We start from the raw sequence: 16761 nt of genomic DNA, 5'->3' as shown, positions 1-16761 counted from the left end.
AGCCCTGATCTGTTAATTTATGAAAAAGAAGGAATTTATGACAATTGAAAAAACCAATTATTGAATTCAAAAACGTTTCTAAAGTTTTTGAAGACAGCAACACCAAGGTTCTTAAAGACATCAACTTTGAGTTGGAAGAAGGGAAATTTTACACTCTTTTGGGCGCATCTGGTTCAGGAAAATCAACCATTCTGAATATCATTGCAGGTTTACTGGATGCGACGACAGGAGATATTTTGCTGGATGGGGTGCGGATCAACGATATCCCAACAAACAAACGAGATGTTCATACGGTCTTCCAATCCTATGCCTTGTTTCCACATATGAATGTGTTTGAAAATGTTGCCTTTCCACTCCGCTTGCGTAAAATCGACAAGAAAGAAATCGAGCAGCGTGTAGCGGAAGTTCTCAAGATGGTTCAGTTGGAAGGTTACGAGAAGCGTTCCATCCGTAAACTCTCTGGTGGACAACGCCAGCGTGTGGCTATTGCCCGTGCCATTATCAACCAGCCCCGTGTGGTCTTGTTGGATGAGCCCTTGTCAGCGCTGGACTTGAAATTGCGAACAGACATGCAGTACGAACTGCGTGAACTGCAACAACGATTGGGGATTACCTTTGTCTTTGTCACTCACGATCAGGAGGAAGCTCTCGCTATGAGTGACTGGATTTTCGTTATGAATGATGGCGAGATTGTTCAGTCTGGAACGCCAGTGGACATCTACGATGAGCCTATCAACCATTTTGTTGCCACCTTTATAGGTGAATCAAATATCTTGCCAGGAACCATGATTGAGGACTACTTGGTCGAGTTTAACGGCAAACGCTTTGAAGCGGTCGATGGTGGGATGAAGCCAAATGAGCCTGTTGAGGTTGTCATTCGTCCAGAGGACTTGCGCATTACCCTTCCTGAAGAAGGCAAGCTCCAAGTTAAGGTGGATACTCAACTTTTCCGTGGGGTTCACTACGAGATTATCGCCTATGACGAACTCGGTAATGAATGGATGATCCACTCAACTCGTAAGGCTATCGTTGGAGAGGAAATCGGTCTGGACTTTGAACCAGAAGATATCCATATCATGCGTCTCAACGAAACCGAAGAAGAGTTCGATGCTCGTATCGAGGAGTACGTAGAAATCGAAGAGCAAGAAGCAGGTCTGATAAACGCGATCGAGGAGGAAAGAGATGAAGAAAACAACCTCTAAACTCTTTGTAGTGCCCTACATGCTTTGGATTGCCCTCTTTGTCCTCGCACCCTTGGTCTTGATTTTTGGACAATCCTTTTTCAACATCGAAGGGCAGTTTAGTTTAGAAAATTATAAATCTTACTTTGCGTCACAAAACTTGACCTATCTCAAAATGAGCTTCAACTCTTTGCTTTATGCAGGGATTGTCACCTTGGTAACACTGCTCATCAGCTATCCAACAGCCCTCTTTTTGACCCGTCTCAAGCACCGTCAACTCTGGCTCATGCTGATTATCCTGCCGACATGGATTAACCTGCTCCTCAAGGCCTATGCCTTTATCGGGATTTTTGGTCAGAATGGCTCTATTAATCAATTTTTGGAATTTATCGGAATCGGTTCGCAGCAGTTGCTCTTTACGGATTTCTCCTTCATCTTTGTCGCAAGCTACATCGAGCTTCCCTTTATGATTTTGCCGATTTTCAATGTCTTGGACGATATGGATAACAACCTCATCAATGCCAGCTATGACCTCGGTGCGACCAAGTGGGAGACTTTCCGCCATGTTATCTTCCCTCTGTCTATGAACGGGGTGAGAAGTGGGGTTCAGTCTGTCTTTATCCCTAGTTTGAGTCTCTTCATGCTGACACGTTTGATTGGTGGGAACCGCGTTATCACGCTGGGAACGGCTATTGAGCAGAACTTCCTGACCAATGACAACTATGGAATGGGTTCTACCATCGGTGTGATCCTCATCCTGACCATGTTCATCACCATGTGGGTGACCAAGGAAAGGAGAGAACGATGAAAAAATTTGCCAATCTCTACCTAGCCTTTGTCTTTATCGTCCTTTATTTGCCAATTTTTTACCTGATTGGCTACGCCTTTAACGCAGGGGATGATATGAATAGTTTTACCGGCTTTAGCTTGAGCCATTTTAAAACCATGTTTGGTGATGGCCGTCTCATGTTGATCCTAACCCAAACCTTTTTCTTGGCCTTTCTATCTGCCTTGATTGCGACCATTATCGGGACTTTTGGTGCTATCTATATCTATCAGTCTCGTAAGAAATACCAAGAAGCCTTTTTATCACTCAATAATATCCTCATGGTTGCGCCTGACGTTATGATTGGTGCCAGCTTCTTGATTCTCTTTACCCAGCTTAAGTTTTCACTTGGATTTTTGACGGTTCTATCTAGTCACGTGGCCTTTTCCATCCCTATCGTGGTCTTGATGGTCTTGCCTCGACTCAAGGAAATGAACGGTGACATGATTCATGCGGCTTATGACTTGGGAGCCAGCCAGTTTCAGATGTTTAAGGAAATTATGCTTCCTTACCTGACTCCGTCTATCATTGCAGGTTATTTCATGGCCTTCACCTATTCGCTAGATGACTTTGCCGTAACCTTCTTTGTGACAGGGAATGGCTTTTCGACTCTATCAGTCGAAATTTATTCTCGTGCTCGTAAGGGAATTTCGCTAGAAATCAATGCCCTCTCTGCCCTTGTCTTTCTCTTTAGTATTATCCTAGTTGTTGGCTATTACTTCATCTCACGTGAGAAGGAGGAGCAAGCATGAAAAAACTCTATTCATTTTTAGCAGGAATTGCAGCAATTATCCTTGTCTTGTGGGGGATTGCGACGCATCTAGACAGTAAAATCAATAGCCGAGACAGTCAAAAACTGGTTATTTACAACTGGGGGGACTATATCGATCCAGAACTCTTGGAGAAATTCACAGAAGAAACAGGAATCCAAGTACAGTATGAGACCTTTGACTCCAATGAAGCCATGTATACCAAGATCAAGCAGGGTGGAACAACCTACGACATTGCTATTCCTAGTGAATACATGATCAACAAGATGAAGGACGAAGACCTCTTGGTACCACTCGATTATTCAAAAATTGAAGGAATCGAAAATATCGGACCTGAGTTCCTCAACCAGTCATTTGACCCGGGCAACAAATTCTCCATCCCATACTTCTGGGGGACCTTGGGAATTGTCTACAATGAAACCATGGTAGAGGAGGCGCCTGAGCATTGGGATGACCTCTGGAAGCCAGAATACAAGGATTCCATCATGCTCTTTGATGGGGCGCGTGAGGTTCTGGGACTCGGGCTTAACTCACTTGGTTACAGCCTCAACTCCAAGGATCCTCAGCAGCTGGAAGAAACAGTGGATAAGCTCTACAAATTGACTCCAAATATCAAGGCCATTGTGGCAGACGAGATGAAGGGTTACATGATTCAGAACAACGCTGCTATCGGTGTGACCTTCTCAGGGGAAGCCAGCCAGATGTTGGAGAAAAATCCTAACCTCAAGTATGTAGTTCCGACTGAGGCCAGCAATCTCTGGTTTGATAACATGGTCATTCCAAAAACCGTGAAAAACCAAGATGCCGCCTATGCCTTTATCAACTTTATGTTGAAACCCGAAAATGCTCTCAAAAATGCGGAGTATGTGGGCTACTCAACACCAAACCTACCAGCTAAGGAAATGCTCCCAGAGGAGACTAAGGAAGACAAATCCTTCTATCCAGACGCTGATACCATGAAACACTTGGAAGTTTATGAGAAATTTGACCATAAATGGACAGGAAAATATAGTGACCTCTTCCTACAGTTTAAAATGTATCGGAAGTAGGAGTAAGCAGACACGAAACGAATCAGTCAAGCTGGTTCGTTTTTTATGATGAAATTAATAAATCAAACTTATTAAAGTTTGATCATAACTACACCTTTTTGTATAATAATATATGAGAGATGTAAAGTTAAGCAAATATTATGGGGGAGAGTTTGTTATGGATATAAAGTTAAACGATATTTTGAATATAAGTGAGCCAAATCAGAGAAAATTCAAGGTGAAATTTAATAATTGGACGGGTGAAAATCCAATTCAGACCTATTTGAGAGACGAAGAAATAATTAATAACTACAACTTATTTTGGAGAACAAATAAGCGATATTTCAATGTTGGAGATATTGTCATAAATTTCATTAAGATTGATAATAACAAATGGTTATTAACTACTATAAAAGAAGTGAGTAAGGAACTTTTTGTTACTGGAGGACAAAATTATGAAGGAATTGAACTGAAGGAATATTCAGCCCTTTTTGGTCGTCTAATTATTCGGTACAGAAAAGAATCTAGAGGTTCAGTTCTAAAGTATACAACTTGTAAGGAAAAACTTGTGATAGAGCAGTTGTTATCAGATTCATTTGGAGGAGAAGAATTTCCGGGATATGATAATATTTCTTTATCTTACAAAGAATTAGAATTGATTTTACGTTTGAGAAAAAAAGATTGGATAACTGCTTTAGAAAATCAAAAAGCTGTTTATCTTATTACGGATAAGCAGAATGGTAAATTATATGTAGGCTCAGCAACTTCAAACTATGGTATGCTTTTACAACGTTGGCAATCCTATGTGGATAATGGACATGGTGGCAATAAAGAACTTAGGATTTTAGTTGAAAAACAAGGGTTGAATTACGTTAAAGAAAATTTTCAATACTCTGTATTGGAAAACTACAATGGTAAGATTGATGATAATTTTGTTTTGAGGCGTGAATCATGGTGGAAAGAAGTTTTAAAATCAAAGGAGCATGGTTATAATGCAAATTAGGAGGAGAAAATAGAACAGTGGGAAAGAAATCGTCTTATAAAATAGGAATGGTGAAGAGATGAAAATAGAGAAATTGTTAGAGAGCAGGAAATATTGAAGTAGTAGAAGTTTCCAGTGTTCCTGAGGGTACTGCTGTAGGAACAGTAGTAGATTAAACTCCAAAAGTTGGAGAGAAAATTGATTTGAAACGTACACGAGTTAAAATTTCAATTTATAAGCCTAAAACTCATCAAACATCACAAAGTAGATCTAGATAAATTAAGAGGTGAAGTCGAAATTAATGATTCATTGCCATTAACCTTGACGAACCACTCCAAAAACGATATAATACTAGAGTTGAGAATTGATTTTCAGTTATCTTAGTCCAGAGAAATGGCGGTGCTGCGAGCCATCTAAGGTAGAAAGTCATGCTACTCAATCAGACAATTGCATAAGATTATGAGAATGACAAGTTCATTGAATGAAGGTGGTACCGCGGTTTTTCGCCCTTCGTGATGTGAGCTTGTCTTTTGATTTTTGGAGGTGTTTATGAAGACATTCCTCGTGAAACAAAAGTTTCGTCTTGGGGGCGAACGCTTCGATATCAAAGATGATAGAGGAGTAGTAAACTATCAGGTAGAGGGATCTTTCTTCCAAATTCCTAAGACCTTTACCATCTATGACGCCTATGGTGAGCAAGTCAGTGAGATTAGTAAAGAATTTTTCACCTTGCTTCCTCGCTTTAATATCCAGTTACGAAACGGTTCAAATTTCGTCATTCGCAAGAAGTTGACCTTCTGGCGAGATAAGTATGAGTTTGACAATCTAGGGCTTCGTATCGAGGGCAATATCTGGGATTTGAATTTCAAATTGCTAGATGATCGTGATCAGCTTGTCGCCGAGATTCGAAAAGAGATTTTCCATTTGACCTCAACCTATACTGTAACCGTCTATGAAGACTCTTATGCAGATCTGGTCATTTCCCTCTGTGTCGCGATTGACTATGTGGAGATGCTGGAAAGCCAATCAAATTAAACAAGTAAATAAGGAGATATTATGAAACAACTATCTAGTGCTCAAGTTCGCAAAATGTGGCTAGATTTCTGGGCAAGCAAAGGCCACTCTGTAGAACCATCAGTCAGCTTGGTTCCAGTAAACGACCCAACACTTTTGTGGATTAACTCAGGGGTTGCTACCCTTAAGAAATACTTTGACGGGACTATCAAACCTGAAAATCCACGTATTACCAATGCGCAAAAAGCCATCCGTACCAACGACATCGAAAATGTCGGAAAAACGGCTCGCCACCATACCATGTTTGAAATGTTGGGGAACTTCTCTATCGGAGATTACTTCCGTGATGAAGCCATCACTTGGGCTTATGAGCTCTTGACAAGCCCAGAATGGTTTGATTTTCCTAAAGACAAACTATATATGACCTACTATCCAGATGATAAAGATTCTTACAACCGCTGGATTGAAGTAGGAGTGGACCCAAGCCACTTGATTCCAATCGAAGATAACTTCTGGGAAATTGGTGCGGGACCTTCTGGACCAGATACAGAGATTTTCTTTGACCGTGGAGAAGCCTTTGACCCAGAAAACATCGGTATTCGCCTGCTTGCAGAAGATATCGAAAACGACCGTTACATCGAAATCTGGAATATCGTTTTGTCACAATTTAACGCAGACCCTGCTGTTCCTCGTAGCGAGTACAAGGAATTACCACACAAGAACATTGATACGGGCGCTGGTTTGGAGCGTTTGGTGGCAGTTATCCAAGGGGCAAAGACAAACTTTGAAACAGACCTCTTCATGCCGATTATCCATGAAGTTGAGAAATTGTCTGGTAAGGTCTACGACCAAGATGGCGACAACATGAGCTTCAAGGTTATTGCAGACCACATCCGTTCACTTTCATTTGCCATCGGTGATGGTGCCCTTCCAGGAAATGAAGGCCGTGGTTATGTTCTTCGTCGTCTTCTCCGTCGTGCTTCTATGCACGGTCAAAAATTGGGTATCAACGAGCCTTTCCTTTATAAACTCGTTCCAACTGTTGGAAAAATTATGGAAAGCTACTACCCAGAAGTGCTTGAAAAATGTGACTTTATCGAAAAAATCATCAAGAGCGAAGAAGAGTCATTTGCCCGTACCCTTCATTCAGGTCAACACTTTGCAGAAACCATTGTAGCTGATTTGAAAGCGAAAGGTCAAAACGTTATCGCTGGGCAAGATGTCTTCAAACTCTACGACACTTACGGATTCCCAGTTGAATTGACTGAAGAAATCGCTGAAGAAGCTGGGATGACTATAGACCGTGAAGGTTTTGAAGTAGCCATGAAAGAGCAGCAAGAACGTGCGCGTGCGTCAGCTGTCAAGGGTGGCTCAATGGGAATGCAAAATGAAACCCTCCAAAACATTACAGTGGAAAGTGTCTTCAACTACAATGCCAGTCAATTGCCTTCTAAGTTGGTGGCTATCGTAGCGGACAATGCTGAAGTTGAAACTGTTTCAGAAGGAACTGCCTCCCTGTTCTTTGCAGAGACTCCGTTCTACGCTGAAATGGGTGGACAAGTAGCTGACCACGGTCAAATCTTGGATGCTACAGGAAACCTTGTGGCTACTGTGACAGATGTTCAAAAAGCGCCAAACGGACAAGCTCTTCATACGGTTGAAGTTCTTGCACCGCTTGCTTTGAATCAGGAATACACCTTGGCAATTGATACAAATCGTCGTCACCGTGTCATGAAAAACCACACTGCAACGCACTTGCTCCATGCAGCCCTTCACAATATCCTTGGAAACCATGCGACACAAGCAGGATCCCTTAACGAAGTCGAATTCCTTCGTTTTGACTTCACACACTTCCAAGCCGTAACTCCTGAAGAGTTGCGCGCCATTGAACAACAAGTCAATGAGAAAATCTGGGAAGCAATTGCAGTAGAAACTGTTGAGACAGATATTGACACTGCTAAAGAAATGGGAGCTATGGCCCTCTTTGGTGAGAAATACGGTAAAGAAGTCCGCGTTGTAACCATCGGTGACTACTCTGTGGAACTCTGTGGTGGTACCCACGTTGGCAACACTTCTGAGATTGGTCTCTTCAAGATTGTCAAAGAAGAAGGAATCGGATCAGGAACTCGCCGTATCTTGGCAGTGACTGGTAAAGAAGCCTTTGAAGCCTACCGCGAACAAGAAGACGCTCTGAAAGCCGTCGCAGCAACCTTGAAAGCACCTCAACTCAAAGAAGTTCCTCATAAGGTCGAAGGGCTTCAAGAGCAACTCCGCCAACTTCAAAAAGAAAATGCCGAATTGAAGGAAAAAGCCGCAGCCGCAGCCGCGGGCGATGTCTTCAAAGATGTTCAAGAAGCAAACGGCCACCGTTACATTGCTAGCCAAGTGTCTGTATCAGATGCCGGTGCCCTTCGTACCTTTGCGGATAACTGGAAACAAAAAGACTACTCTGATGTGCTTGTCCTAGTTGCAGCTATTGGTGATAAGGTTAACGTTCTTGTAGCAAGCAGGACCAAAGACATTCACGCGGGTAACTTGGTTAAAGAATTGGCTCCAATCGTCGATGGACGTGGTGGTGGTAAACCAGACATGGCCATGGCAGGAGGAAGCAACCAAGCGAAAATCCAAGACTTGTTGGATGCCGTAGCAGGTAAATTGTAAGACAATAAAGATCTATCCATTTGGGTAGGTCTTTTTGTGCATACAAAAAAGCCAAATCCGACTGGATTTGGCTTGTAACTGATAGGTTTATTTTGTTGTCCAGACACTGACTGAACCCGCTGCTACCGGAAATTCTCCATAACCGTCAGCATTGATTGTGACTTGTTCTTGGTGATTTCCAAGTAAATCTACAAAGGTTTGGTCAGCCCATTCTTGCCCGACAAACATAGACTTGCTGTTTTCTTGGTCATTTGAAATCAAGACTGCGATTGGGGATTGATGTTCAGCACCTGAACGAACCCAACCTATACAGTTAGCATCGTCAAAGTAGTCTGTTTGCTCTCCATAGGCCCTGTCTTTTCGGATGGCTAGGAGACGATCAAGAACTTCTCTGAAATCTTGTTGAGCAAATTGCCCTGAAATACCGTAATAATCTCCGTAAAAGACACATGGAAGCCCATCTTTGCGTAATAGAATAAGGGCATAGGCTGCTGGCTTGAACCATTCTTCAACAGTAGACTCAAGGGCCTGTCCTCGTTGGGTATCGTGGTTGTCGACAAAGGTTACAGCCTTGTCAGGTTTGAGTTCAACCAAGCTATCAGTAAAGATAGTACGGAGGTCGTAGCTTGCTCCAGCTTGACCGGCTTCAAAGAGATTCTGGTGGAGACGAACATCGACAAGGTCAAAACGTTCCTCTGTTTTTTCGAGATAGTCTAGGTTGGCTTCTTTATCTGGATTCCAAAATTCACCAAAAACATAGAAATCCTGACCATATTTTTCCTTCATATCACGGATGAAATTGCGCATAAAGAAAGAGTCGATGTGTTTGACGGCATCCAAACGGAAACCAGCAATACCAGTCGTTTCCATGAACCAGTCAGCCCAGTCATAGATATTTTGGATGACTTCAGGATGCTTAAAGTCCAGGTCAGCGTACATGAGGTAGTCGTAGTTGCCGTTTTCGTTATCGACCAATTCCTCATTTGCCCAACCTTTATTGTCTCCCTGGATCAGGTAAATGCCAGACTTGCGGCGCTTGGCATCATAGTCTGTACCCGTGAAGTGGTACCAGTGCCAGTGGAAGTCATTGTAGGTATTTTGACGACCATCGAAAGTAAAGTGCGTCCAGCCATTGATAGTGAAGGGCTCGCTTAGTTGAACGGTACGATCCTCAGGATCCACTTCAATAACCTGAAAGGATTCCATGTGATCGGCTGCAGCCTTGTGATTGAGCACTACATCGGCCATAGGTCGAATTCCCTGAGCCTTTAAGGCTTGAATGGCTTGAAGATAGTCTTTTTTGAACCCATACTTGGTGCGGACAGTTCCTTTTTGGTGAAATTCACCTAGGTCAAATAGGTCATATACCCCATAGCCGACATCTTTTTCGTTGGTTGCCTTGAAGGCAGGTGGCATCCAGACATGGCTAATTCCCAGATGGGCTAGGTGCTCTGCATCATTTGTCAGTCGCATCCAGTGTTGGCCGTCGTGAGGCAGATACCACTCAAAGTATTGCATAAGTGTCTGATTTTGCATTGTTTTTCCTCTTGCTTATCAATGTTGTGTTTTATTCTACCATAAAGTTTAGCACTAGGCAAACGTTTGCGCAGTTTTCTATACTCATTTCTAGAATTGTCTATTTTTAAAGACACTATTTCCTTCCCATTGCTAGAGAAATTATGTTTAGGAGAAAAAATAAATTGAGTAAACTTATTTTAACAAAAATGGCACTTAGTAAACTAAAGTAAAAATGGATAAGCGGTTTCTTTTTTGAGAATTGTTATAAAATTTGCTATAATAGTAGCTATGAATAGAATTAGGGTCAGCAGACGTGTTGAAAAAAAGCTAGCTAAGGGTCTAGTTCTTTTGGAAGCAAGTGATTTAACAGATATTGATCTGACGGATCAGGCAGTAGAAGTTCTTAGTCAAGACGGGAAGTTTTTAGGGAGTGCCTATCTTTCTCAACAGAACAAGGGAATTGGTTGGTTCATCAGCAGGGAAAAGGTTAGCTTTAACCAAATCTTTTTTGAAGCTCTGTTTCGTAAGGCCAAGGAAATTAGAAAGCCTTATTATCAGGATGACTTGACTACTGCCTTTCGCCTTTTTAACCAAGAGGGGGATGGCTTTGGCGGTCTGACTGTTGATCTCTACGGAGATTATGCTGTCTTTTCGTGGTACAACTCCTTTGTTTACCAGATTCGTAAGCTGATCGTAAAGGCTTTTAAGGAAGTTTTTCTTGAGGTCTTGGGTGCTTATGAGAAAATTCGTTTTAAAGGTCTAGACTACGAGTCTGCCCATATTTATGGTGAGGAAGCGCCAGACTATTTTACTGTTCTTGAGAATGGCGTGCTCTATCAAGTCTTTATGAATGATGGCTTGATGACAGGGATTTTTCTAGACCAGCATGAAGTTCGTGGGAGTCTGGTTGACGGTCTAGCAATGGGCAAATCCTTGCTCAATATGTTTTCCTATACGGCTGCCTTTTCAGTTGCTGCAGCTATGGGAGGCGCGAGTGAGACAACTTCTGTCGACTTGGCCAAACGGTCGAGAGAGCTATCAGAAGCTCATTTTCAAGCAAATGGATTCAGCACGGACAATCATCGTTTTATCGTCATGGATGTCTTTGAGTACTTCAAGTATGCCAAGCGAAAAGGCTTGACCTATGATGTGATTGTTCTTGATCCGCCGAGCTTTGCCCGCAATAAAAAACAAACATTTTCTGTGGCGAAGGATTATCACAAGTTGATTTCCCAGAGCCTAGAGATTTTAAATCCGGGAGCGATTATCATTGCCAGTACCAATGCTGCCAATGTTTCCCGCCAGAAATTTATAGAACAAATTGATAAAGGTTTTGCAGGAAGAAAATATCAGATCTTGAACCAATATGGTCTTCCAGCAGACTTTGCCTATAATAAAAAAGATGAAAGCAGTAATTACCTCAAGGTGATTAGTATGAAGGTTAGTAAATGAAATTAGTCGTCTCAGTAATGCCAAGAAGTTTAGAAGAAGCGCAAGAACTGGATGCCACTAGGTATGAAGATGCCGATATCATTGAGTGGCGTGCAGACTTTCTTGCAAAGGATGCTATTTTACAGGTAGCACCCGCTATCTTTGAGAAATTTGCAGGACGCGAACTGGTCTTTACCCTTCGGACTCGCGCTGAGGGAGGAGAAATCGAACTCTCCTCAGAAGAGTATGTTCAAATCATCAAGGAAGTTACTCAGCTCTATCAGCCTGATTATGTAGATTTTGAGTATTTCAGCTACAAGGACGTTTTTGAGGAAATGTTGGATTTTCCAAATCTGGTTTTGAGCTATCATAATTTCCAGGAGACACCTGAAAATATGATGGAAATCTTGTCTGAGTTGACCAGTCTCTCTCCGAAAGTGGTCAAGGTATCAGTTATGGCCCATACGGAGCAGGATGTTTTAGACCTGATGAACTACACACGAGGATTTAAGACACTCAATCCTGAGCAAGAGTACGTGACCATTTCCATGGGGAAAATGGGCAAGGTATCACGCATTACTTCAGATGTGACGGGTTCAAGTTGGTCATTTGCTAGTCTGGATGAAGCGAGTGCCCCAGGTCAGATTTCATTGGCTAACATGAAAAAAATCAGGGAGATTTTGGATGAAGCTTGATGGCTATACACGTTTAGCTGCAGTTGTTGCCAATCCCATCAAACACTCTATTTCACCCTTTATCCATAATAGGGCCTTTGAGGCGACAGCTACCAATGGTGTCTATGTGGCTTGGGAGATTGAAGCGGGTGATCTGGCAGAAACAGTCGCCAATATTCGTCGTTACCAGATGTTTGGGATCAACCTGTCTATGCCTTACAAGGAGCAAGTGATTCCTTATCTGGATGAGTTGAGTGATGAGGCTTGTTTGATTGGGGCGGTCAATACAGTTGTTAATCAAGACGGAACGTTAATTGGATATAATACAGATGGCAAGGGATTCTTTAAGAGCTTGCCTTCTTTTACAATTTCAGGTAAAAAGATGGCCATACTAGGAGCAGGTGGCGCGGCCAAGTCCATTTTGGCACAGGCTATTTTAAATGGCGTCAGTCAGAGTTCAGTCTTTGTTCGCTCAAGTTCTATCGAAAAAACAAGACCTTATTTGGACAAGTTACAGAAGCAAACAGGTTTTAAAGTGGACTTGTATGCTTTAGAAGATGTTTCTGAACTGCAAGCAAGGATTGCCGATTCGCACTTACTAGTCAATGCGACTAGTGTAGGAATGGATGGTCAGTCGTCCCCAGTTCCAGAAAGCATCAATTTGCCAGAGGCTCTCTTGGTCGCAGATATCATTTACCAACCCTTTGAGACGCCATTTTTGAAATGGGCTAGAAGTCAGGGCAATCCAGCCGTCAATGGTCTTGGAATGTTGCTCTATCAGGCTGCTGAAGCTTTTCAACTGTGGACAGGTAAAGAAATGCCGACAGACGAGATTTGGCAGTCCTTAACAGAAAAATATAAATAGTGAAAAGGAGACCCTACTATGAAAATCAGAATCGATATTTCGCATCATTCTTATGATATTCAGATTGAAAAAGGTTGTCTATCGCAAGCAGGTCAATGGTTGCGTGAACTCTGGCAACCACAAAAGGTAGTCATTGTGACAGATAACCATGTAGCTTCTCTCTATGCAGAGAAGGTTAAACTCAGCCTAGAAGATGCTGGTTTTCAGGTAGCTGTTTTTGATTTCTTAGAAGGCGAAGAACGAAAGAATTTAACCACTGTTCAGAAGGTCTATGAATTTCTAGTCAAGCAAGGTCTGACTCGTAGCGATGGGATTGTGGCTCTTGGTGGTGGTGTCGTTGGGGACCTAGCTGGTTTCGTAGCCTCTACCTATATGCGAGGCATTCACTTTGTTCAGATTCCGACTAGTTTGACAGCCCAGGTTGATTCTTCTATCGGTGGAAAGACAGGTGTCAATACTCCATTTGCTAAGAATATGGTGGGTACCTTTGCCCAACCAGATGGAGTTCTGATTGATCCGCTTGTCCTCGAAACACTCGGAAAAAGAGAACTGATTGAGGGGATGGGTGAGGTTATCAAGTATGGTTTGATTGAGGATCCAGAACTATGGGCTCTCTTGACGGAGCTGGATGGTTCTGTAGAGAGCATTCTGGAACATGCAGAGACTTTGATAGAACATTCTTGTCAGGTGAAGCGTAAGATGGTGGTAGAGGATGAGTTGGACAACGGTGTCCGCCTTTACCTCAATTTTGGCCACACCATTGGTCATGCCATTGAAGCAACTGCCGGTTATGGGAAAGTCATGCATGGAGAAGCTGTGGCTATGGGCATGGTTCAGATTTCCAAGGTTGCTGAGGGAAAAGGCCTCATGCCAGAAGGAATAACCCAGTCCATTAGAGAGATGTGCCAGAAATTTGGCTTGCCTGTTGACTATGAAAACTGGGATGTTGACAGGCTTTATCAGGCTCTTACTCATGACAAGAAAGCGCGTGGCAACACCTTGAAATTGGTCTTGGTACCAGAGCTTGGTTCAGCGACCATTCACCCAGTTTCTCTGGAAGAGATGAAAGACTACTTGGTAAAATAAGGAGAACGTATGAGATATTTAACTGCAGGAGAATCACACGGCCCCCGTCTGACGGCAATTATTGAAGGAATTCCAGCTGGACTTCCTTTGACAGCAGAGGATATTAATGGAGACCTTAAACGCCGTCAGGGTGGCTACGGTCGTGGTGGCCGTATGAAGATTGAGAGTGACCAGGTTGTCTTTACTTCGGGCGTTCGTCACGGGAAGACGACAGGGGCTCCCATTACCATGGATGTCATCAATAAGGACCACCAGAAATGGCTGGATATCATGTCTGCAGAGGACATTGAAGACCACCTTAAAAGCAAACGGAAAATCACTCATCCTCGTCCAGGTCATGCCGACTTGGTAGGGGGCATCAAGTACCGCTTTGACGATTTACGAAATTCCTTGGAGCGTTCATCAGCTCGTGAAACAACCATGCGAGTAGCAGTTGGGGCAGTAGCTAAACGACTTTTGGCTGAGCTAGATATGGAGATTGCTAACCATGTCGTGGTCTTTGGTGGCAAGGAAATCGATGTTCCTGAAAATCTGACAGTTGCGGAGATTAAGGAACGAGCTGCCCAGTCTGAAGTTTCTATTGTCAACCAAGAACGAGAACAAGAAATCAAGGACTATATTGACCAAATCAAGCGTGACGGTGATACCATCGGTGGAGTTGTGGAGACAGTCGTCGGAGGCGTTCCAGTTGGCCTTGGTTCCTATGTCCAATGGGACAGAAAATTGGATGCGCGATTGGCTCAAGCAGTTGTCTCTATCAATGCCTTTAAAGGGGTGGAATTTGGTCTTGGCTTTGAAGCTGGTTACCGTAAGGGCAGCCAAGTTATGGATGAAATTCTCTGGTCTAAAGAAGACGGCTATACTCGCCGTACTAACAATCTGGGCGGTTTTGAAGGTGGTATGACTAATGGGCAACCGATTGTTGTTCGTGGCGTCATGAAACCCATTCCTACTCTTTATAAACCACTCATGAGTGTGGATATCAAGACTCACGAACCTTACAAGGCAACCGTGGAGAGAAGTGATCCGACCGCTCTTCCAGCAGCAGGTGTGGTCATGGAAGCTGTTGTGGCAACGGTTCTGGCGCAAGAAATCCTTGAAAAATTCTCATCAGATAATCTTGAAGAATTAAAAGAGGCAGTTGCCAAGCACCGAGACTATACAAAGAACTATTAAGGAGTCCTTATGGCAAAAACCATCTATATCGCAGGTCTAGGTTTGATTGGTGCTTCGATGGCACTCGGCATCAAGCGCGATCATCCGGATTATGAAATTCTAGGTTATAATCGCAGTCAGGCTTCGAGAGATATTGCATTGGAACGAGGAATGATAGACCGTGCGACGGATGATTTTGCCAGTTTCGCTCCTCTAGCAGATGTCATCATCCTGACCTTGCCAATCAAACAGACCATTGCTTTTATTAAGGAGCTGGCAAACTTAGACTTGAAGGAAGGCGTTATTATCTCGGATGCGGGCTCGACCAAGTCAGCCATTGTAGATGTGGCGGAGGAATATTTAGCTGGCAAGCCTGTTCGCTTTGTCGGGGCCCATCCCATGGCTGGTAGCCACAAGACAGGGGCTGCCTCTGCGGATGTTAATCTCTTTGAAAATGCCTATTATATCTTCACACCTTCGAGCCTGACAAATCCTGACACACTTGAGGAAATGAAGGATCTGCTTTCAGGCCTTCATGCTCGTTTTATCGAGATTGATGCCAAGGAGCATGATCGGGTGACTTCTCAGATTAGCCATTTTCCTCATATTCTGGCTTCCAGCCTTATGGAGCAGACGGCAGTTTATGCTCAAGAACATGAGATGGCAAGGCGCTTTGCGGCGGGTGGTTTTCGAGATATGACTCGCATTGCGGAAAGCGAGCCAGGTATGTGGACTTCCATTCTCTTGTCCAATCGTGAGACTATTCTAGATCGAATTGCGGATTTCAAGGAGCGCCTAGATGAGGTTGGACAAGCCATCAGCAAGGGAGATGAAGAGCAAATCTGGAACTTTTTCAACCAAGCACGTGAGCAACGGCAGGCTATGGAAATCCATAAACGTGGTGGTGTGGACAGTTCTTACGACCTCTATGTCGACGTTCCTGATGAAGAAGATGTCATCTTGCGGATTTTGGAACTGCTACGTGGAACTTCCTTGGTCAATATCCACATCAACGAAGAAAACCGTGAGGATATTCACGGGATTCTACAAATTTCATTTAAAAATGCTCAAGATTTAGAACGAGCTGAGCGCTTAATTACAGAAAATACAGACTACACAGTCGTCATCAAATAAGGAGAAAACCATGTCAAATATTTACGATAGTGCAAATGAACTCAGTCGTGGGTTACGCGAATTACCAGAATACAAGGCGGTCAAGGCAGCAAAAGATGCCATCCAAGCAGATAATCAAGCTAGCAAGATTTTTGCAGACTACCTCGCTTTCCAACAAGAAATCCAAGTCATGGCGCAAACGGGACAAATGCCAGACGCCTCTTTTCAAGAAAAGATGCAGTCTTTTAGCAAGCAAATCCAAGAGAACGCTCTTTTGTCAGATTTTTTTGCCAAACAGCAACAATTGTCCATTTACCTTTCAGACATTGAAAAAATTGTCTTTGAACCTGTTTCAGAATTATTGAAATAGTATTTTATCTGTATAAAAGCCAGAAATTTCAGGAATTTCTGGCTTTTTTGTGATAAAATAAGAAAAGTATTGCAAGTATGAGGTCAA

Annotated in this window: 15 protein-coding genes and 1 pseudogene; 15 read left to right on the top strand and 1 reads right to left on the bottom strand. The window is 43.0% G+C overall.

The window, feature by feature from the left end:
* The first annotated feature begins 44 nt into the window (after nucleotides 1-44).
* The 8 genes and pseudogenes from FOA33_RS05660 to alaS all read left to right on the top strand — a co-directional run bounded on the left by FOA33_RS05660 (nucleotide 45) and on the right by alaS (nucleotide 8462).
* Nucleotides 45-1202, top strand: a complete 1158-nt coding sequence (locus FOA33_RS05660; RefSeq protein ID WP_000742901.1) for an ABC transporter ATP-binding protein — start codon at nucleotides 45-47, stop codon at nucleotides 1200-1202.
* Complete coding sequence (locus FOA33_RS05655; RefSeq protein WP_221160934.1) at nucleotides 1183-1989, top strand: ABC transporter permease; 807 nt, start codon at nucleotides 1183-1185, stop codon at nucleotides 1987-1989. Before FOA33_RS05660 ends, FOA33_RS05655 begins: the two co-directional genes overlap by 20 nt.
* Nucleotides 1986-2759: an ABC transporter permease gene (locus FOA33_RS05650; RefSeq protein WP_221160933.1), complete on the top strand. Its 774-nt coding sequence runs from the start codon at nucleotides 1986-1988 to the stop codon at nucleotides 2757-2759. Before FOA33_RS05655 ends, FOA33_RS05650 begins: the two co-directional genes overlap by 4 nt.
* Nucleotides 2756-3826, top strand: coding sequence for an ABC transporter substrate-binding protein (locus tag FOA33_RS05645; RefSeq protein WP_221160932.1), 1071 nt, complete (start codon nucleotides 2756-2758; stop codon nucleotides 3824-3826). Before FOA33_RS05650 ends, FOA33_RS05645 begins: the two co-directional genes overlap by 4 nt.
* A 157-nt stretch (nucleotides 3827-3983) precedes the next feature.
* A complete protein-coding gene (locus FOA33_RS05640; protein WP_221160931.1) occupies nucleotides 3984-4808 on the top strand; it encodes a GIY-YIG nuclease family protein in 825 nt (274 codons plus the stop codon).
* An 80-nt stretch (nucleotides 4809-4888) separates the two neighbouring features.
* Nucleotides 4889-5053 (top strand): annotated as a pseudogene (locus FOA33_RS05635) (PASTA domain-containing protein); the annotation flags it as partial.
* Nucleotides 5054-5336: 283 nt separating this feature from the next.
* Nucleotides 5337-5822, top strand: coding sequence for an LURP-one-related/scramblase family protein (locus tag FOA33_RS05630; protein WP_221160930.1), 486 nt, complete (start codon nucleotides 5337-5339; stop codon nucleotides 5820-5822).
* A 21-nt stretch (nucleotides 5823-5843) separates the two neighbouring features.
* Nucleotides 5844-8462 (top strand): alanine--tRNA ligase, encoded by a 2619-nt coding sequence (gene alaS / locus FOA33_RS05625; protein WP_221160929.1) that lies wholly within the window; start codon nucleotides 5844-5846, stop codon nucleotides 8460-8462.
* Between the two features lie 87 nt (nucleotides 8463-8549).
* Here the strand turns inward: alaS and FOA33_RS05620 are convergent, their stop codons facing one another.
* Nucleotides 8550-9998, bottom strand: a complete 1449-nt coding sequence (locus FOA33_RS05620) for an alpha-amylase (protein ID WP_221160928.1) — start codon at nucleotides 9996-9998, stop codon at nucleotides 8550-8552.
* 270 nt (nucleotides 9999-10268) lie between these two features.
* On the opposite strand from FOA33_RS05620, the gene FOA33_RS05615 reads away from it, so the two are divergent.
* Genes FOA33_RS05615 through FOA33_RS05585 form a run of 7 tightly spaced genes read left to right on the top strand, consistent with a single transcriptional unit; the run spans nucleotide 10269 to nucleotide 16674 of the window.
* Entirely contained in the window at nucleotides 10269-11432 is a 1164-nt protein-coding gene (locus tag FOA33_RS05615) for a class I SAM-dependent rRNA methyltransferase (RefSeq protein WP_221160927.1), read from the top strand.
* Nucleotides 11429-12106 carry a type I 3-dehydroquinate dehydratase gene (gene aroD, locus FOA33_RS05610; protein WP_221160926.1) on the top strand — a complete coding sequence of 226 codons (678 nt, stop codon included), beginning with the start codon at nucleotides 11429-11431 and terminating at the stop codon, nucleotides 12104-12106. The genes FOA33_RS05615 and aroD overlap by 4 nt, the downstream gene beginning before the upstream one ends.
* Nucleotides 12096-12950 (top strand): shikimate dehydrogenase, encoded by an 855-nt coding sequence (locus tag FOA33_RS05605; protein ID WP_221160925.1) that lies wholly within the window; start codon nucleotides 12096-12098, stop codon nucleotides 12948-12950. The genes aroD and FOA33_RS05605 overlap by 11 nt, the downstream gene beginning before the upstream one ends.
* A gap of 18 nt (nucleotides 12951-12968) precedes the next feature.
* Nucleotides 12969-14036 carry a 3-dehydroquinate synthase gene (gene aroB, locus FOA33_RS05600; protein WP_221160924.1) on the top strand — a complete coding sequence of 356 codons (1068 nt, stop codon included), beginning with the start codon at nucleotides 12969-12971 and terminating at the stop codon, nucleotides 14034-14036.
* Nucleotides 14037-14045: 9 nt separating this feature from the next.
* Nucleotides 14046-15212 (top strand): chorismate synthase, encoded by a 1167-nt coding sequence (gene aroC / locus FOA33_RS05595; RefSeq protein WP_221160923.1) that lies wholly within the window; start codon nucleotides 14046-14048, stop codon nucleotides 15210-15212.
* 9 nt (nucleotides 15213-15221) lie between these two features.
* The gene (locus FOA33_RS05590) at nucleotides 15222-16325 is read left to right on the top strand and encodes a prephenate dehydrogenase (RefSeq protein WP_221160922.1); all 1104 of its coding nucleotides are present in this window, start codon (nucleotides 15222-15224) and stop codon (nucleotides 16323-16325) included.
* Nucleotides 16326-16335: 10 nt separating this feature from the next.
* Nucleotides 16336-16674: a YlbF/YmcA family competence regulator gene (locus FOA33_RS05585; RefSeq protein ID WP_070567643.1), complete on the top strand. Its 339-nt coding sequence runs from the start codon at nucleotides 16336-16338 to the stop codon at nucleotides 16672-16674.
* The last annotated feature ends 87 nt before the right edge of the window (nucleotides 16675-16761 follow it).

It is taken from the genome of Streptococcus cristatus (assembly GCF_019685515.1).
Lineage (GTDB): Bacteria > Bacillota > Bacilli > Lactobacillales > Streptococcaceae > Streptococcus.
Note: the sequence above shows the minus strand (reverse complement) of the source record. Positions and strands in the feature narration are given on the sequence as shown.